This is a genomic window from Spirochaetota bacterium, assembly GCA_017999915.1.
Lineage (GTDB): Bacteria > Spirochaetota > UBA4802 > UBA4802 > UBA5550 > RBG-16-49-21.
In genome coordinates, this window is sequence record JAGNKX010000004.1 from 67,072 (window position 1) to 84,776 (window position 17,705).

The following is a 17,705-nucleotide window of genomic DNA, read 5'->3' on the forward strand; positions in this document are numbered from 1 at the left end:
CCGGCGATACTGTGATTGTTATTGTGAGACTTTTCCTTTAAAAACACGGTATGAATATATGGTATACCCCAGGACTATGGGCATGCCGATCAGGGCGATGATGAGCATGACCGAAAGCGTCAGTTGGCTCGACGACGTGTTGTATATCTGAAGATGAAGGCCGGCGTCATCGGTCGCCCTTACGAGATTGGGGAATTGAATTGACCCGGCAATACCCCATAGCCCTATAAAAGAGATCGACGACAGGATGAATGCGGCAAAGCCGCTGTTTTTCCCGAGCCGTGACCTCGCCGCCGCGATGGCGATGAAAACAATGGCAGTACAGATCCAGGCGGGAATGTTGGCCATCCGCTCCGGCATGACGATAAAGGCGACGATAATGGAAAGGGCAAGGAGCGCCGCGTAGGCGATAGCTATTTTCTTGCCGGCGCTCACGATCCGGTCATGGAGCTCACCCTCGGTTTTAAGGGCCCCATAGGCGCATCCCTGGAGGAGTATCGCAGACAGGCCGAGAAGTCCGATGGCCAATGGATAGGGACGCAGCAGGGTGAAGAAGGTGCCGGTAAATTCCATCTTGTCGTTCAATGGAATGCCAATGAGAACATTGCCGAGGGCCACGCCGAAAAGCAGGGATGGCAGCGCGCTCCCCACGGTAAAGGCCCATTTCCAGAGGGTCCGGCGATTTTCATCCAGCGACCAGAATTCAAGGGCCACGGCCCTGAATATCAGGGCGAACAGCACGAGCATCAGGGCGAGATAAAAGCCGCTGAATACCGTGGCATAGACATGGGGGAACGCGGCGAACAGGGCGCCGCCCCCCGTGAGGAGCCATACCTCATTGCCGTCCCATACAGGGCCAATGGCGGTGAAAAGGGCCGTTATATCTTTTTTATCCCTGGCAAAATAGGGGAGCAGGGTGCCAATGCCGAGATCAAATCCGTCTAGGACAGAATAGCCGATGAACAGAACGCCGATCAGGATGAACCATATGATCTGAAGGATTTGAATGGTTTCCATGATTATTCCCCCACGTATCCGAGAGTTGTTTTATCGGGTCCCTTGCGAATAATGCCGAAGAGGAGCTTCAGAAATACAATGAATAAAAGGATGTAGATGGCGCTGAAAGCAATGATAGTCAGCAATATCTGCCATGCCGGCACCACGACCGATGCGGCATCGACGGTTTTCAGCACTTTGTACACTGCCCAGGGCTGCCGCCCGATCTCGGCGGCCATCCATCCCAGTTCGTTGGCAATGAAAGGAAGGGGCACCGATAGGACAAGAACCCAGAGAAACCACCGCGCATCCTTTAGTTTGCCGGTTATCATGAGGATGGCGGAGATCGCGGCAACGAGGGCGAAGAATGAGCCAAGCCCTATCATGCCGTGATAGGTGAGATATGTTAACACAATAGGCGGCTGTTCATCTTCGGGAATCTCGTCAAGGCCCTGTACCCTGGAGTTGGGATCGAAATTGATGCCGATGCTCAGGAGCTTGGGAACGGCGATCTCGAAATGGGTCTTCTTCTGCGACGGATCGGGCAGTCCTATGATGGACATGGGCGCGCCTTCCTGGCTTTGCCAGAGCGCTTCAAAGGCGGCCATCTTCGCAGGCTGCGTATTGGCGACCTGAACGGCATGTCCGTGACCAGAGCCGAACTGGAGAAGCGCAACGGCTATGAATAACCAGAGGGCGATCTTTATCAGGTACTGGGCAGATTCCCGGTCCCGTTGTTTCAGGAGGTACCACGCGCCTATGCCGGCGGTGAAGAGCGATCCGGTGATCCAGCCGCCCATCACGGTATGAAGATAGCGGATAAGCGTTGAATCGTTGAAGGCTGCGGCGAAAAAGTCCTTGAGCACCGCCCGGCCCCCTTCAATGGCGAATCCGGCCGGAGTCTGCATCCATGAATTGGCAATGATTATCCACAGGCCTGAAAGATGGGAAGCGAAGAAAACCAGGAACGCCGATAACAGATATACGCCTTTGGAGAGGCGGTTTCTCCCGAAGATGAGCATCCCCAGGAACACCGATTCCATGAAAAAGGCAAATACGCCTTCGGCGGCGAGGGGCGCGCCGAAAATGTCGCCCACCATCCGGGAATAATTGGACCAGTTCGTGCCAAAGGAAAATTCCAGGACGATACCGGTGGCGACTCCCATGACAAAAACAAGGCCCAGAATCTTGATCATGAAATTTGATATTTTAAGATTATGCTCGCTTCCGGATCTGTAATACAGAAGCTCAAGTATTACGATCAGCAGCGTGAGCCCCAGTGTCAGGGGTGGAAAAATGAAATGGAATCCCGCAGTTAAACCGAATTGAATTCTTGAGAGAAGAACCGCATCCATTATTCTGCCTCCAAATGATCAGACATGTTTCAGCAATGTTATGCTAATCTTCGTATGGCTCGAACTGGTCTTTTCCTACGCCGCATTGCGGGCAGACCCAATCATTGGGCAGCTTTTCAAAGGGCGTGCCGGGTGCGATGTCGGAATCAGGATCTCCCGCTTCAGGATCGTAGACATACCCGCATACTGAACATACATATTTTTTCATAATTAAGGCCTCCCTGATGATTTTCAGCAAAAAATTAGTTATTGCTCGAATGCAACTCGTTATGTTGTTTATATTCTTTAAATATATATTATATAATAAAGGGCTTTTTGGAAACCATTTTTTATATCAGACCAGTTGCAAAACCGGTATTTCACCTCTCCCGGCAAGGGGTGGCAAAATTAGAAATCTATAAAAGCAACAAGCCTGTTGATAAACGCCGGATATATTCGTACTATCTAACATTTGTAATAAATACAAATATCATTTCCCCCTATTTTATTTCAAGAAAAAAATAATCGGAAAATGGAAATATTTTTAAAACGTGGTAATCCGTTATGCGAAATGAACAATAGAAAATGCGATGCAACCGGTTATTTTGAGCATCGTTTACAGATGCCCTTGAAATAGACCTGCCGTTCCGTAATATAATGACCCTGAATTTTTCTGCTGACGCTCAATCTCTTGTCGAAGCTCATCTGGTCCATCTCGATGTCATATAACATTCCACATTGGATGCATTTGAAATGACCATGAAATGTAAGGTCCGCGTCATAGCGAACCTCATTGTCTTCAATGGTAATGGAGGATACAAGGCCTTTTTCGGAAAATGTTTTCAATGTATTGTAAATGGTGGTTTTTGACAGGGTCGGTATCTGTTTGATCACTTCGTCATAGATCATGTCTACCGTTGGATGGGTCCTGTTATTAGATAGGTATTCGTAGATTTTCAAACGATGAAAGGAGGGACTGATGTCGTTTTCCAGTAAAATGCTTTTAATGTCGTTAGCCAATGTTGCCCCCCACCGCGACAAGTCAAATCTGATAGGATATGAGCATATGATCTTCACTGTCAATTGAATCTATCAGATACTGATCAGAATTCATGCTGTCAATGGCGCCCACCCGATATGCATTGTCACGTATTGTAGCCGCTTTCATTCCGGAACCGCCGGGTAATATTTTTGTGATTGTTATGCGATATATCAATAATGCGCGTCACTATTCATAACTTGTCATGGTATTATCTTTCTGCGTCTATTTGTCAACAAAAAGATAAACGGGTAAATAATGGTAGTCCATAATTGTTTCAAAAATGTAACGATTACAAGATATATAAAATTTTGCCGCATTACAATGATTAATGAGGTTTTCGGCGAAAAAATGATTGCTAACAGGATGATGGTGTTTAAAATCATAATAAATTGCATAAAATAAAGAGGAATGCGTATGAAATCAGGTTTCTCCCTTGGTTCGATGATGGTGATCTGTATGGCGTTACTGCCTATGTCCTGTTCAAAGACGCGGCATTATGAATTATCGCAGTTTGTTTCGCCTGAGACATGCGGAGGATGCCATGCTGAAATATACGAGCAGTGGAAAGGGTCAATGCACAGCCTGTCCCATGTGGACCCGATATACAAGGAGGTGGCGCTTCATGACCTCAAGGGGGTCACGGACCCGGACGAAATCAAAGAAGCGGAACATTGCGTTTCGTGCCATACCCCGGTCGGGTATGTATCCGGCATGCCTCTGAAGACATCGGACCATTTGAAAAAAATTCCGGATCTGGCGCAGAAGGGCGTCCAGTGCGACTACTGCCACTCGGCAACCGGAGCGGGAAGGATTTACAACGCCGATATCAGTCTGAAACCGGGCAACGGCGAGAACGAGCCGGGAATCAAGCGCGGTCCCCACAAAGACGCAAAGCCTGAGTTCCATGGAGCAGAGTTTTCGAAATTCCACACCGGGGCGGAAATATGCGGCGCATGCCATGATGTCCGCCACGTGGTTTTCGGCACCAGGCTGGAAACGCCCTATGAGGAATGGAAGAAAAGCCCCTATGCCGAAAAGGGCATTCCATGCCAGGATTGCCATATGAGGCAGCGTCCCGGTATCGCGGCAACCGGATCGACCGACAGGCCCGACAATCCCGGTTCTTCGGCTGAAGGGGGGCCGAAACGGAAGCACATATATACTCATTACTTTACAGGAACCAATACACTGGTCCCGAAACTATACGGAAACAATGACCAGGTGGCGATGGCTGAAGAGCGCCTGAAAAATGCGGCGGACGTATCTGTCGGCGATACGATCAGAAATGGAAAGCTGACCGTTGCCGTGAAAAACAAGGGAGCGGGCCACTATCTGCCCACGGGCCTTACCCACGTGCGACAGATGTGGCTGGAGCTAACGGTTTCCGGCAGAGGCGGAGCCACGCTGTACCGCAGTGGTGGATTAGACCCCCAGGGCCGCATTGCAAGCGGAGCCGTCATCTACCATACGGTATTCGGAGACGGCAAGGGAAAACCGGTCATGAATGTAGCGAAGGCGCGGGAGATATTGAAGGATAAAAGAATCGAACCGCTGAAAAGCGCCGTTGAAAATTATACCATGCCCCGGATCAATGATAAAAAAGTTACCGTCGAGGTTAAGCTCTGGTATCGCATTCTTCCCCAGGAAGCGGCGGACGCGGTCATGGGCGCGGGGAAAATAAAGATCCCCGCTGTTCTGATGGCGTCGGACAAAAAGCTTGTGACTGTTGAATAGACATTTAACGCTGTCGGATTATTTATTAATTATAATAGGATCGTTCTGGTAAGATTGAAAAAGCTTAACACGTGATTTTGTCTAATCCGCGATAGTCGCCAATGCCGCAGCGGCTATCGCGGCAATGACATGGAACGGCTCAAGACGATTTTCTCCGGTCCGGCAACGGTCAGGACAATTCTTTCAGTCTTTCAAATACCTCGTCAACGTGTCCCTTCACCTTTACCTTTTCCCACGCTCCCCGAATCACTCCCTCGGGATCGATAAGAAAGGTTGACCGCACCACGCCGTAGGATTCTTTGCCGTACAGCTTCTTGATCTGCCACACACCATAGAGCTTCAGGACCTTGCGGTCGCTGTCGCTGAGGAGGGTTATTCCCAGGTCATTCTTGGCGATGAACTTCCGGTGGCTTGCTTCGGAGTCAGGGCTGATCCCCAGGATTACGGCATTGAGCTTTTTGAATTCACCGGCCCGGGAGGTGAAATCAACCGCCTCCAGGGTGCAACCGGAGGTATTATCCTTTGGATAGAAATAGAGAACGACCCATGAACCCCTGAAATTTTCGAGGGATATCATGGTTCCATCGGAATCTGTGAGGGTGAAACCGGGAGCCGTCGATCCGGTCGTCAGCTTTTTACCTGCCATGGCATATCCTCAAAATACAATTGATTTTAATGCTCGTCATTATAGTCTATGGCGGAAAAGCCGCCATGTCAACAAAACAAATTAAAAATCGTATCGTTGAGATCCTGAAAATCCATGCTGAAATTTCCGGCCGGATAGAGGAGCGACTTCTGGAATTTAAAAAGATATGGAAGGAGGGCGATGATTGCGCACTTTTCATAGAGATGGTTTTCTGCCTCCTGACCCCTCAATCAGGCGCGAGGCGGTGCTGGCGGGCCGTGGAGCTTCTTCTTGGAAAGAATTGCCTTTTTGAAGGCACATACGAAGATATTTGCCCGGAGCTTAACATCGTTCGTTTCAAGAACAATAAGACGAATTATATCCTGGAAGCCCGGGACATGTTCAGGGGGCCGGGAAAATCCCTGAGAAATATCCTGGAAGGTTTTGACGATAGTTTTTTATTGAGAGAATGGTTAGCGAAAAATGTAAAGGGATTGGGATATAAAGAGGCAAGCCACTATCTGAGAAATATAGGGCGGGGCGATTCCATAGCGATCCTTGACCGCCACATCCTGAGGCATATGCATAACCTCCGCATTATCAACGATGTCCCCGGTTCCATATCTCCGCGTCAATACTGCGAGATGGAAAAAAGGCTCGATGACTTCGCGTTGAAAATCGGCATCCCCCTGGCACATCTTGATTTTGTTCTCTGGTACATGGCGACCGGCGATATATTCAAGTAAGAACCATGAATCGTTGTGAGCTTTGAATGCTACGGGAGAAGGATTCGAACCTCCACTGCTGAGTCCAAAGCCCAGTGTGCTACCAGTTACACCATCCCGTAATGATAAAAAAGAGCCCGAGGCTGAATTTTACACCGTCGAATGAATATATGATCGATGACCTCGTCTTCTAAATGTCAGAGTAATAACAGCATGGTTAATCAGCCATAATTTATTGAAAAAGCTTGTTTCAATGATGTAAAATTAGCCATGGCTATCCATGGCTCTATGGGTGGACAAAACGTGGAATTGATCGCGGCACGCGCAAACCCCGCAGTTTGCTGCGGGGTATTTTATATATCGTTATTATGATGATATTTTTAATTTGTCAATCACGTCAAGGATCGTGGATACGTGTTTCCGCTCTTCATTTATTATCCTGTCGAGCATCAGGGTCGTATCCTTGTCTTTTGTGAAGAGCTCCTTTAATTCGCTGTAAAAAAGTATGGAATCTTTTTCGGCGGAGAAGGCATGCTTTAACGCGTCCATCGGAGTGTTTATCCCGGAGAGTATCTGTGCGATCGATTCATGTTGTGAGTCGAATATCCTGCCGCCGCCAATTGCCCTCAGGTAGGCGTAGTATTCCTCGTTATATAAACCGGCGGCCTCGGTCTTGCCGTGGAATGATTGGAAAAGCCTCTCATGCTCCAGCTCCTCGCGGGCGAGGAAGTCAAAAGCATCATGGACGGACATGTCCGTGAACCTGCCGGCGCAGCCGGAATAAAATTCATACCCGGCTCTTTCAATGCCGATGGCGATGTCTATGATTTCCTTGATCGTATAGGGCATGATGTTAATCCTTCCATTGGGATAGGGCCTCAACGAGGAGGCGGACGCCGAAGCCCGTGGCGTTTTTGGGCCGGTATCCGCGCTGCTTGGATGAATGCGCCGTGCCGGCGATGTCAATATGGGCCCACCGGGTGTTTGTCGTAAAGTTCTTCAGGAAAATCCCCCCCATGATGGTGCCGGCGTTTTTTTCGGATGAGATGTTGCACAGGTCCGCTATATCGGACTTCATGTTATCCTCGTAATCCTTGTACAGGGGGAGTCTCCAGATCAGCTCCCCGGTGTCTTCGCCGGCCTTTTCAAGGAGCGCTCCCAGTGGCTCGTCGGTGGTGACGTATCCGGCAATTATCTCGCCGAAGGTTACCACGCAGGCCCCGGTCAGGGTGGCGATGTCCACGATGCAGTGGGGCTTCAGCACTTTATCGGCATAGGCGATGGCGTCGGCGAGTATGAGGCGCCCCTCGGCGTCGGTATTGCCGATTTCGACGGTAATCCCGTTATACCCCTTAAAGACATCGCCGGGGCGGTAGGAGTCGCTGGCAAGCATGTTGTCCGTGAGGGGCAGGACGGCGTAAATGTTCTTGTTCAGCTTCAATTCAGCCGCTGTCTTCAGGGTATACAGGGCCGCGGCGGCGCCGGCCATGTCGGTGCGCATGTCCTCGATATGGCCCGAGGGCTTAAGGTTAATACCTCCTGAATCGAAGGTGATCCCCTTGCCGATCACAGCGAAGAACTTTTTGCTCCGGGGATTGCCGCGGTAGGTAAGTATGACCAGGCGGGGAGGTCTTGAACTACCCTTGTTGACGGCAAGGAGGAGTCCCATCTTCAATTTTTCTATCTGCTTTTTGTCAAGGATCGTGCAGGCGACGCCGGGAATCTTTTTCAGCGCAGCGGCCTCCCTGGCGATACCACTGGAATCGGATTTTTCGCTGGTTTCGTTGATGAGGTCACGGCAGAGAAGGGTGTTTTTCGATATGATGGCGGCTTTTTTAAGCATAGCCGCGGCGCCTTTGACGCTGGTGTAAAAAACGGCGCCCTTGATAGGGGCCTTGCCATTGTCGTTTTTCTTTGTCTTATACCGGTCAAAGCTGTAATTGGCCAGATACAGACCTTCGGCTAGGGCGGACAGCACCGCGCCGCTTTCGATATTTTTAATTTCCGGGACGATTACATGGACCTGGTCTATGGATTTTTCGCGGCACTGGAAAGCGGCGCCAGCGGCGCTGCGGCGCAGGGATTCGGCGTCGCAGTCCTTTTCCTTGCCTATGCCGCAGAGGATGATGTTCGGCTTGTCAGAGAAAGGAAGGAAAATGGTCTCGGATTGCTTACCCTTGAAAAACGAAAGGTCTATCGATTTTTCCACGTAGGAAAATCCGCCAGGCAGCTTTATGCCCTGACCGGCGGCTGATTCACCGGCGAAGATCAGAACAGTATCGATTTTGGTATAAGAAGAGACGGGTTTTTTTGAAACAAGATTCATGTCACACCTCATCTGAATCCCTTTGTAGCACTGGTGTTTTTTCATACAACAATTTTTTAGAATTAACGGAAGGAAAAGACGGAACGATCACCGGTGGTAAGACTTCCTTGATCTGCTGCGGATGTATCGCAGGCTGTATCCATCTTCGACTTTAAGCATATGGATCGTTCCGTAAAACTGCTTGCCGGCGACCTGTATCAGGTATACCGGAGGGCTCCAGCGCTCGATGGCGCACAGGCCAGAGTCAAAGAGGCGCACTTTCCCGGCGCCGCAGGAGACAGGCTTGTCGAGGGGCGCGGTCCCGGCTGAACCATTGTCGACCTCATCAGCCTTGACTTCGGTTCCGTCCAGGAACGCCAGCATGTCAAACTGGGCGATACGGAAGGTTGCAAGTGATTCACCGCCGTCAATTATAATATCATAGTATGCAGGCGAATCCGGATGATGATGGATCGCGAATTGGGGCATGGTCATATCACTTCAAAATCGATTATCATGCGGTCGATTTCGACGCTGGTGAGTTTCACCCGGACGCGGTCTCCCATCCTGAAGCGCCTGCCGTACTTTTTGCCTATCACCGTGTAATCATCCTCTTTCACCAGGTAGAAATCGTCCGTAAGGGACCAGATGGGAACCATGCCGTCGATGGGCTTTTCCGTGATGGTCACGTAGAACCCGTACCGGCTGACGCCGTTGATGACGCCGGTGAAGATCTCGCCGACGCGGTCCTTCATGAGCCGGCAGATCTTGAGCTTGCGGAAATCGCGCTCCGCCGACTGGGCCACCCTCTCCATTTCGGAGCTGCGGTCGCCGATCTCGATGATCTCATCCTGTCCGTAGGGATGGTTCGTTCCGTCAAGGATGCTCTTAAGACAGCGGTGCACTATGAGGTCCGGATAGCGGCGAATGGGCGACGTAAAGTGGGTGTAATCCTTGAAGCCGAGGCCGAAATGCCCCTCCGGGAAGGCGCCGTAATAGGCCTGCATCATAGACTTGAGTATCACCATGTTCACAACGTGCTCGACCTCGGATCCAGCCACCTGCGACAATACCCTCTGGAAGTTCATTGTCACATTGCCGGCCGCCTTGAAGGGAATGCCCAGCTGCCTGAGAAATTCCTTGAGTGAAACAAGGGAGTCGGCGCCCACCGGCTCGTGGTTGCGATAGAGCGAAGGAACGCCGTTTTCACGTATGAACCGGGACACGGTGACGTTGGCGCAGAGCATGCATTCTTCGACGAGGAGATGGCTTTTCAGGCGTTCCACATACTTGATGTCGGTGACGACGTTGTTTTCATAGACCAGGGACTGGTCCGTCAGGTTGAGTTCCAGGCTCCCCAGGCTCAGGCGGCGGCCGTTAAGGAGCAGGGCGCACTCATACATCGTCCGGAGCTTGTCCGCGATGGGGCCGGTATCGCCGCCCGATAGTATCTCGTCTGCGCCTTTATAGGTGAGTCTCCGGTCGACTCGTATGAGCCCGCGCGAAAAGCGCTGCCCCCGCACTGAACCCTTCCGGTCGATGTCCATCTCGACTGACATGGTGAGGCGGTCGACTCCCTCGCGCAGGGAGCAGAGGTCGTTGGAAAGTACCTCCGGAAGCATGGGAATGACGTTTTTGCCCAGATAGCAGCTGGTGCTGCGCTTCAGGGCTTCGCGGTCAAGCTCGGAGTTCTTGCTTATATAGGATGATACGTCGGCGATATGGACATAGAGCGTGTAGCCGTCGCCTTTCCGCTCTATCGATACTGCGTCGTCGAAGTCCTTGGCGTCGGCCCCGTCAATGGTAACGGTAAACAGGCCGGTATAGTCTTTGCGGGATCCCATATCGGGCCGCAGGGCCTGAATGTCTTTCAGCTCATGGTAGTCCCTGTGGGGAGAAGGAAGCGAGTGCTTGACCTTGATCCGTTCAAGATCCTGACTGTCGTCATCGGGCGAAAAGGTATTGATGATTTTGCATTTCTGGCGTTTAAGGTAAAGTCCCTCTTCAAGGATAACAATGGCTATGTCGCCGACATCCATGCCGTTTCGGGCCTTGGGGGCCGCAACTTCTCGGATACCCGGCGCATCCAGGAGATTTAGGATTGCCGCGTCCCGGGTCATGTGGACGGTTTTGGCGAAAAAAAAGCTCTTTTCGCGGCGGATGATCTTATCCACCGCGCCGGAGATGACGCCATTCCTCACGTCGGTGATCTTGACCAGCACAAGATCTTTATCGTGGGCGCCTACGGTATCATCCTTTTTTATTATGATCTCATTTTCCAGGAATTGCATGATGCCGTTTCCCGTGGAGTTGATCCGTATCGCGCCCTCGATGGAAAAGGCATGGACCTTGACAAAGCTGTTTCTTTTTTTGCGGAGGAGACCTGCTTCCGTCATCGACTCAAGGGTCATGTCAAGGACGGATATCTCCCTTGTCGGAGCGGCGTCGCGGGTCTTTTTCCCTGATTTCTTTTTGCGTCGATCAACCTTCTGACTTACCAGGTCGTTGATGATCTCTTTCCTGGTAAATTCGCCCGTGCGGGCATTGATGTAGGCAACGATTTTTTTTGAGGTTACAGGCATGTATCAGGCTACTGTGAGCCGCCCTCGGGCTTGCTGCTGCTGCTGCCCGGCTTTGCTTCCCTGGCTTCGGTTTTTACTTTTTCTATCTCGGCCTTCTTGTCTTCTATCTTTTTGACCAGCGACGCGACCTTGTCGTGGAACTCCTTCACCTTGACGTCGGCGCAGTCGATGCTTGAGGCGCCACCGTCTATCTTCTCGATGATATATCTTCCCAGTTCTTTTTCGGCGATGCCCTGGTCGATTTTCAGACGTTTTATATCGAGATTTAGCTTCGCAATTTTCGCGAGCTCTTCTGTCTTATTGACAATGATTTCGCCGTACTTGACAATGGTGTCACCGGTGTCTTTGAGTATACCCATGATTGTCTCCCCTTTTATTTGATACTATGTAAATACAAAAATTATGGTTAATTGTCAATATAAATTAGGAAATAAAAAATCCGCCGATCAAAACGAATAACTTTTCAAAAAAATTAATGTAACAATATGCGTTCTGACAGGCGGTATTTTTAGATGAGGGATTACACCTTGGAAGCCAGAACCTTCTGAGCTTCTTTTGCTTCCTTTGCTATCCGCTCGATGATCTGCTTCACCGTCGGGGTATCGTGGATGATGCCCGTAACCTGGCCGATGGGAAGAACGCCCTTTTTATTGTCGCCGTCAATGGTGCCCACCTTGAATGCCTCAAAGCCTATGGCCATCCGCGCCATCTGCATTGATCTCTGGAACCCCATGAACATTATGCCGATTGCCAGCTTGAGCCACGGGAATCCGAGGAGCTTCGCTATTTTTCGTGACATGAGGAGCGAGGTCAGGGGATTCAGCTTTTTCTTCATGAGGCGCAGGGACCCCGTCGATTTCATGAACCGCGCGGGAAGACCGTCGACCTTGTCGGTGTAAATGGTGCTGTAGACATCGGTCTCGTTGCTGATGGCTTTCTGCGACGGATGGACTGGACTTTCTACCGAGTTCATGAACCGCGTCCCCATGGAGATGCCGTCGGCGCCGAGGAGCAGGGCGGCCGCGAGGCCCCGGCCATCGGCAAAACCGCCCGCAGCGATGACGGGGATCTTGACAGCGTCGACGATGCTGGGGATCAGCACCAGGGATGTGACGGCGCCGCCGTGGCCCGCCGCTTCGTGGCCGGTGACGATAAGGGCGTCAGCTCCGTCCTTCTGTGCCGCCAGGGCGTGCTTCAGCGTTGTCACCGTGGCGATCACCTTCCCGCCGTAGGCATGGACTTCCTTGCATATCCAGTCGCCTTTGCCCAGGGCGTAATTGACGACGGGAACTTTTTCTTCAATGATGACTTTAGCGTTCCGGTCCGCTCCCGGGAAATAAAGAGTAACGTTGGCGGCAAAGGGGTTCTTGGTTAGCTTCCTGGTGCGCTGGATGTAATCGCGGGTCTCTTCCGCTTTGAGGATGCCGGTTGCCAGGATCCCGAGACCGCCGGCATTGGCAACGGCCGCCACCAGCTCGGGGGTGCTGATCCAGCTCATGCCGGAAAGTAGAACCGGGTACTTGATGCCGAATAATTTGGTGATTTGCGTTTTCATGGATTACCTCTCATGGGATGTGGTAGACGGTAAGATGTAAAATAAAATCTGCCCGGCATTATAATTGCCGGGCAGGTGGAAGATCAATCAATTAATTAATATTCGCGGATTACGTTGCTGGCAATGACAAGCCGCTGGATCTCGGATGTGCCTTCGTATATTTCCGTGATGCGGGCGTCGCGGTAGTGGCGCTCCACGGGGTAGTCCTTGACGTATCCGTAGCCGCCGAAGATCTGGATCGCCTTGTGGGTGACCCGGTGCGACATCTCGGACGCGTACAGTTTCGCCATGGCCGCGTATTTTGAATAGCGCTGGCGGTCGCCGGTGCCGATGAGGTTGGCTGCCTGGTACACGAGAAGGCGGGCGGCCTCGATTTCAGTAGCCATGTCCGCTATCATCCACTGGATCGCCTGGAAATCGGAGATCGATTTGCCGAACTGCTTCCGGTCCTTGGCGTACACAACAGCCGCGTCAAGGGCTGCCTGTGCTATTCCCACCGCCTGCGCCGCTATGCCCACGCGGCCTCCGTCGAGGGTATGCATCGCTATCTTGAAGCCTTCGCCTCGCTTGCCGACCAAGTGGCCTTCGGGAATCTCGCAGTTGTCGAAGACGAGCTCCGTCGTGGAGGAGGCGCATATGCCGAGCTTGTCTTCGGTCTTTCCGACGCTGAAGCCCGGGGTCCCTTTCTCAATAAGGAAAAAGCTGAGGCCCTTGTGGCCGATGCCCTTGTCGGTTACGGCCGTAACCACGGCCACCTGGGCGACGCCGCCGTTGGTGATGAAATTCTTCGATCCATTGAGGACCCATTTGCCGTTTTTAAGCTCGGCCGTTGTCTTGGTCCCTGATGCGTCAGATCCCGCGTCGGGCTCGGTGATGCCGAAGCATCCGATCCATTCGCCGGTTGTAAGCTTGGTAAGATATTTCTGCTTCAGTTCTTCAGAGGCAAAGTAGTTGATGGGCGAGAGGCAGAGGGAGTTATGGGCGGAAACGATGACCCCGGCTGAAGCGTCGCCCCGGGACACCTCTTCCACCGCTATGGCGTAGCTCAGGTAGTCCATGCCTGCGCCATTGTACTTTTCAGGATACACGACGCCCATGACACCCATTTCACCAAGTTTTTTTACGTGTTCAAATGGGAATTCATGGGTCCTGTCGTAATGCTCCGCCTTGGGCTTCAGGTCGTTTTCAGCGAATTGACGCAGCGTGTCCTTCAGCATCTGTTGTTCTTCGGTTAAGTTAAAGTTCATGTCGTACCCCTTGTACAGTAGTTAAATTGCGTTTTTTTTGTGATTGAGACGTTTGAAATCTATATATATTATCATCCCCATACCAGCTGGAAGTCGATAATCGATGACTTTCAGGCAATGGGTAATAAGGATGTTGTAATCTATTTTTTTAACGGATTGATTTTTGTCAAGGCGAATAAAATACTTGAATCCAATGATTATCATCCTTGCTCAATCATATTGCAGACATGGCGCCAAGTCCGCACCATTCCCTTCCGATTTTAGGCGGAGAGGGTAAAATTATCTTGAAAAATATGATGCCATTGATTCTAATCGCAAAGGTGCCGGGCTTATTTCTTATGTTTTAATGAAAGCTGTGCAATTCCCGGTCATCATTATATGATCCCCTATGAGGCGGTATGAAGAGAATAGTCCCTTTGGTGTTGGTATTGCCGTTGATTTTGACAGGTTGCGCTTTCTGGAAGTCTACTTCCCTAAACTCGAAACGTTTGGCCTTTATTCAAAGCGGTTCGAAGCCGGGCCAGGTGATGATAAAGACCGATGAATACGGGTTGGAGGACCTTTCGGTCGGCATAGGCGTGAGCAAGGGAATGATCTGTGTGGCGGATAATGAATTGCGGCGCGTGCAGATAATGAAATCCAACGGCGACGTGGAGCTTATTATCGGCAATGTAAAAAACCTTAAAACAAAGGATATTCCAAGCGAAAATTTCAATTTCGGAAGCATCGGGTTTGTCGTACGAGATGATGATGACAATGTCTATATCCAGAACAAATTGTCCCATGGCCGGGAAGCGGGCAAGGAAAAAGACTCGGCGATGGACAGCATTGATGTGTTATCGTCTTTTATTCTTGTATTCAACAAGAGCGGCGAGCTTCAGTACACCCTGGGTCAAAAGGGGACTCCCGATACGCCATTCTCGCATATAGAGCGGCTATATATAGATTCCAAGGACCGCCTCTTTGTGATTACCCGTTCCATCGAGTCATGGAGCGTTTTCCGTTTCAAGGGAAAAAACAGGGACTATTTAATGAATCTCGGAAACCTCAACCTGAAGGAACGCGAGGAAGGCAACGTATACGAAGGGAAGATAGACAACGTCAAGGTGTATTCTTCCGGCGACAAGATACTTATTTCGGTATCGTATTACCATGGCACCAGGCTCAAATATATCAAGATCTTTGAATATTCAATTCCCGAAGGGAAAATATCGAAGACCATCATGATGATCCCTGATCCGAAAAATGTTCTATTCGATATTATTGACGACAAGTACGTCTATCTCTGGAACGTGAGCAATGACGAGGTAAAATACGAGGTTGCCAACCTCGACGGAACAATCGTCAATAATGTCTATCTGAAAACGGAGCACAAGCGAAATTATTATTCACGCATCATTCTGGATGATACCGGCAAGCTGTATTCATATAACATCCTTAAAAACGGAGTTGAGATACTAAGGTGGGAGTAATTCCATGAAGGTTGTGACCTCTTCTGAAATGCAGGCTATTGACCGGATTACCATTCAGGAGCTGGGGATCCCCGGGGATGTGCTGATGGGGATGGCCGGCAGGTCAGTCGCGGAAACAATAAGATATGAATGTCCTCGCATGAAAAAGGCCGCCGTGTTCGCCGGGACCGGCAATAACGGCGGTGATGGGTTCGTGATTTCCTATTTCCTCACCCAATACGGTACGCAGACGGATGTTTTCCTTGTGGGAGATGAAAGCAAAATATCCGATACATCGCGGGTCTATTTCAATCTCTGCAAAAAAAGCGGGATACCGATCGGCTCGGTACGGTCAGGTCTTGAACTGGATGACTATGACTGCGTTATCGATGCCATTCTAGGCACAGGGTTTGCCGGAGCCGTGCGAGGCGAGGCCGCCGAAGTAATACGTATGATCAATGATTCTGATTCCTTTGTCGTATCCGTGGATATACCCAGCGGCCTCGGTTCGGACGGCGCCGCTCCTGAAAGCGAGGCTGTCATGGCGGATCTGACGGTGACCATCGGGCTGCCGAAGATATCCCTGGTCACATATCCCGGCAAGGAATACGCCGGAACAATGCGGGTCGTTGATATCGGTTTTCCCAGAAAGCTCACGGAATCGGAAGACCTGAAGACAGAGCTTATCGACGGCGGATTCTTTTCGAAGCATGGCATCAGGGAAATAGAGTCCGAATATTGCTCAGGACCGGATTCCCACAAGGGAGCGAGGGGGCACCTCCTCATCATCGGCGGTTTTGACGGCATGGAAGGCGCCGCGATGCTGGCCGCATCGGCGGCCTTTGAAACGGGCATCGGCCTTGTGACGCTCCTTACCACTGGAGCGGCACGGCCGCTGATCGCAGGGAAAATACCGGAGTTGATGACTATGGCCCTGCCCGAAGGCCTTGAGGAAGCGGCCGAGGCGGTTAGGTCATTACTTGGCGCAAGGAGATGGAACGCCATTCTTATCGGTCCCGGACTGGGAAGGTCGGAATATTCCCGCGTGGTGGCCGAAACGGTGTTTGCGGCCGCGGCAGGATGCGGAACCGGACGGATCCTTGTTGACGGTGATGGCCTCTTTCACCTGGGAGATTATGTGAAAAAAGAGCGTTTGGACGCCGCGGTCGAATGGATCATAACGCCGCATTTTCTCGAAGCTTCAAGGATATCCGGAATGTCCGTTGATGATATAAAAAAGAACAGGTATGGTTCGGCGGGAATGATTTCGCATGAGCTTTCCTGTGCGGTTCTCCTCAAGGGGCCGGCCACAATCGTGGCCGGGGGCGGGCGACGGTATGTCAACACAACCGGGTGCGCGGCCCTGGGAACGGCCGGGTCCGGCGATGTCCTGTCAGGCATCATCGGATCCCTGCTGATGAGACGGATGCCGGCCGTCCATGCCGCCGCCTGCGGGGCCTGGATCCACGGCCGGGCTGCAGAATTGCATTGTTCCGAGAATAATACGGATATCCTGAGATCATCGGATATTATTTCCTTCGTACGCGCCGCCAAACAACAGATGTAACAGGTAATCATGAAAAAAAAGAATGAACAATTCATACCTCCCTGCGGAGATTGCGGGGGAAGGTGCTGCAAGTATACCGCCATAGAAATTGACAGGCCCACGTCGAAAAATGACTACGACAATATCCGTTGGTACCTGTCCCATGAAAACGTCCATGTGTTCGTGGATCATGATAAAAAGTGGCATGTAGAATTCAGAAGCCCCTGTGAGAATCTCGGCCCGGAAAACAGGTGCCTTATATACGAAATTCGTCCCAGGATATGCCGCAATCACGGCAATCTCGAAGAGGAATGCGAATATTTTGACTCACCCTATCTCCATTATTTTTCGACACGCATTGAATTCGAAAACTTTCTGGATAAGAAATCGATTCAATGGCGTTTTAAGAAAAAATAGCATTTCATCGTTGAATTGTTTCTTTTATTTAATCGTTTTAGACAAGCGTAAAAATATGATCTATTTGATTGATGATCAAGTTTTTTACTTGCGCTTTTTTATGAATGGTATTCATTATTACTTACGATGAGTATATTCGGCATACA

At 50.8% G+C, this 17,705-nt stretch carries 17 protein-coding genes and 1 tRNA gene; 5 read left to right on the forward strand and 13 right to left on the reverse strand.

Features of this window, described 5'->3' with window-relative positions:
• Positions 1–18 precede the first annotated feature (18 nt).
• The 4 genes from cydB to KA369_07370 form a co-directional block, all read right to left on the reverse strand.
• Positions 19–1,017 (reverse strand): cytochrome d ubiquinol oxidase subunit II, encoded by a 999-nt coding sequence (cydB, locus tag KA369_07355; protein ID MBP7735772.1) that lies wholly within the window; start codon positions 1,015–1,017, stop codon positions 19–21.
• 2 nt (positions 1,018–1,019) lie between these two features.
• Positions 1,020–2,351 (reverse strand): cytochrome ubiquinol oxidase subunit I, encoded by a 1,332-nt coding sequence (locus KA369_07360; GenBank protein ID MBP7735773.1) that lies wholly within the window; start codon positions 2,349–2,351, stop codon positions 1,020–1,022.
• Positions 2,352–2,394: 43 nt separating this feature from the next.
• A complete protein-coding gene (locus tag KA369_07365) occupies positions 2,395–2,559 on the reverse strand; it encodes a rubredoxin (protein ID MBP7735774.1) in 165 nt (54 codons plus the stop codon).
• A gap of 371 nt (positions 2,560–2,930) precedes the next feature.
• Positions 2,931–3,338 (reverse strand): transcriptional repressor, encoded by a 408-nt coding sequence (locus KA369_07370; GenBank protein ID MBP7735775.1) that lies wholly within the window; start codon positions 3,336–3,338, stop codon positions 2,931–2,933.
• A gap of 490 nt (positions 3,339–3,828) precedes the next feature.
• Between KA369_07370 and KA369_07375 the strand changes: the two genes are divergently transcribed.
• A complete protein-coding gene (locus KA369_07375; GenBank protein ID MBP7735776.1) occupies positions 3,829–5,106 on the forward strand; it encodes a cytochrome c554 family protein in 1,278 nt (425 codons plus the stop codon).
• A 169-nt stretch (positions 5,107–5,275) separates the two neighbouring features.
• Here KA369_07375 and KA369_07380 read toward each other — a convergent pair whose 3' ends face one another.
• The gene (locus tag KA369_07380; protein MBP7735777.1) at positions 5,276–5,752 is read right to left on the reverse strand and encodes a peroxiredoxin; all 477 of its coding nucleotides are present in this window, start codon (positions 5,750–5,752) and stop codon (positions 5,276–5,278) included.
• Positions 5,753–5,817: 65 nt separating this feature from the next.
• Here KA369_07380 and KA369_07385 point away from each other — a divergent pair, with 65 nt between their 5' ends.
• Positions 5,818–6,477 carry an N-glycosylase/DNA lyase gene (locus KA369_07385; protein MBP7735778.1) on the forward strand — a complete coding sequence of 220 codons (660 nt, stop codon included), beginning with the start codon at positions 5,818–5,820 and terminating at the stop codon, positions 6,475–6,477.
• Positions 6,478–6,506: 29 nt separating this feature from the next.
• Here the strand turns inward: KA369_07385 and KA369_07390 are convergent.
• From KA369_07390 to KA369_07425, 8 genes are all read right to left on the reverse strand, one after another.
• Positions 6,507–6,578 (reverse strand) — tRNA-Gln (locus tag KA369_07390).
• Between the two features lie 244 nt (positions 6,579–6,822).
• Complete coding sequence (locus KA369_07395; GenBank protein ID MBP7735779.1) at positions 6,823–7,305, reverse strand: ferritin family protein; 483 nt, start codon at positions 7,303–7,305, stop codon at positions 6,823–6,825.
• A 4-nt stretch (positions 7,306–7,309) separates the two neighbouring features.
• Positions 7,310–8,782 carry a leucyl aminopeptidase gene (locus KA369_07400; protein MBP7735780.1) on the reverse strand — a complete coding sequence of 491 codons (1,473 nt, stop codon included), beginning with the start codon at positions 8,780–8,782 and terminating at the stop codon, positions 7,310–7,312.
• Positions 8,783–8,869: 87 nt separating this feature from the next.
• Positions 8,870–9,250, reverse strand: coding sequence for a hypothetical protein (locus KA369_07405; protein MBP7735781.1), 381 nt, complete (start codon positions 9,248–9,250; stop codon positions 8,870–8,872).
• A 2-nt stretch (positions 9,251–9,252) separates the two neighbouring features.
• A complete protein-coding gene (locus KA369_07410; protein MBP7735782.1) occupies positions 9,253–11,343 on the reverse strand; it encodes a VacB/RNase II family 3'-5' exoribonuclease in 2,091 nt (696 codons plus the stop codon).
• 8 nt (positions 11,344–11,351) lie between these two features.
• Positions 11,352–11,702, reverse strand: coding sequence for a hypothetical protein (locus tag KA369_07415; protein ID MBP7735783.1), 351 nt, complete (start codon positions 11,700–11,702; stop codon positions 11,352–11,354).
• A 161-nt stretch (positions 11,703–11,863) separates the two neighbouring features.
• Complete coding sequence (locus KA369_07420; protein MBP7735784.1) at positions 11,864–12,898, reverse strand: nitronate monooxygenase; 1,035 nt, start codon at positions 12,896–12,898, stop codon at positions 11,864–11,866.
• A gap of 95 nt (positions 12,899–12,993) precedes the next feature.
• Positions 12,994–14,145 (reverse strand): acyl-CoA dehydrogenase, encoded by a 1,152-nt coding sequence (locus tag KA369_07425; protein MBP7735785.1) that lies wholly within the window; start codon positions 14,143–14,145, stop codon positions 12,994–12,996.
• Positions 14,146–14,672: 527 nt separating this feature from the next.
• Here KA369_07425 and KA369_07430 point away from each other — a divergent pair.
• From KA369_07430 to KA369_07440, 3 genes are read left to right on the forward strand one after another with little or no spacing between them, the layout of a single operon-like run.
• Positions 14,673–15,617: a hypothetical protein gene (locus tag KA369_07430; protein ID MBP7735786.1), complete on the forward strand. Its 945-nt coding sequence runs from the start codon at positions 14,673–14,675 to the stop codon at positions 15,615–15,617.
• A 4-nt stretch (positions 15,618–15,621) separates the two neighbouring features.
• Positions 15,622–17,163: an NAD(P)H-hydrate dehydratase gene (locus tag KA369_07435; protein MBP7735787.1), complete on the forward strand. Its 1,542-nt coding sequence runs from the start codon at positions 15,622–15,624 to the stop codon at positions 17,161–17,163.
• A gap of 9 nt (positions 17,164–17,172) precedes the next feature.
• Positions 17,173–17,559, forward strand: a complete 387-nt coding sequence (locus KA369_07440) for a YkgJ family cysteine cluster protein (protein MBP7735788.1) — start codon at positions 17,173–17,175, stop codon at positions 17,557–17,559.
• Positions 17,560–17,705 lie beyond the last annotated feature (146 nt).

Coding starts and splice junctions, on each gene's coding strand:
- KA369_07440 (MBP7735788.1), top strand. CDS start 17,173: ATGAAAAAAAAGAATGAACAATTCATACCTCCCTGCGGAGATTGCGGG.
- KA369_07410 (MBP7735782.1), bottom strand. CDS start 11,343: ATGCCTGTAACCTCAAAAAAAATCGTTGCCTACATCAATGCCCGCACG.
- KA369_07405 (MBP7735781.1), bottom strand. CDS start 9,250: ATGCCCCAATTCGCGATCCATCATCATCCGGATTCGCCTGCATACTAT.
- KA369_07430 (MBP7735786.1), top strand. CDS start 14,673: ATGATAAAGACCGATGAATACGGGTTGGAGGACCTTTCGGTCGGCATA.
- KA369_07415 (MBP7735783.1), bottom strand. CDS start 11,702: ATGGGTATACTCAAAGACACCGGTGACACCATTGTCAAGTACGGCGAA.
- KA369_07375 (MBP7735776.1), top strand. CDS start 3,829: ATGGCGTTACTGCCTATGTCCTGTTCAAAGACGCGGCATTATGAATTA.
- cydB (MBP7735772.1), bottom strand. CDS start 1,017: ATGGAAACCATTCAAATCCTTCAGATCATATGGTTCATCCTGATCGGC.
- KA369_07435 (MBP7735787.1), top strand. CDS start 15,622: ATGAAGGTTGTGACCTCTTCTGAAATGCAGGCTATTGACCGGATTACC.
- KA369_07395 (MBP7735779.1), bottom strand. CDS start 7,305: ATGCCCTATACGATCAAGGAAATCATAGACATCGCCATCGGCATTGAA.
- KA369_07400 (MBP7735780.1), bottom strand. CDS start 8,782: ATGAATCTTGTTTCAAAAAAACCCGTCTCTTCTTATACCAAAATCGAT.
- KA369_07380 (MBP7735777.1), bottom strand. CDS start 5,752: ATGGCAGGTAAAAAGCTGACGACCGGATCGACGGCTCCCGGTTTCACC.
- KA369_07425 (MBP7735785.1), bottom strand. CDS start 14,145: ATGAACTTTAACTTAACCGAAGAACAACAGATGCTGAAGGACACGCTG.
- KA369_07420 (MBP7735784.1), bottom strand. CDS start 12,898: ATGAAAACGCAAATCACCAAATTATTCGGCATCAAGTACCCGGTTCTA.
- KA369_07360 (MBP7735773.1), bottom strand. CDS start 2,351: ATGGATGCGGTTCTTCTCTCAAGAATTCAATTCGGTTTAACTGCGGGA.
- KA369_07365 (MBP7735774.1), bottom strand. CDS start 2,559: ATGAAAAAATATGTATGTTCAGTATGCGGGTATGTCTACGATCCTGAA.
- KA369_07385 (MBP7735778.1), top strand. CDS start 5,818: ATGTCAACAAAACAAATTAAAAATCGTATCGTTGAGATCCTGAAAATC.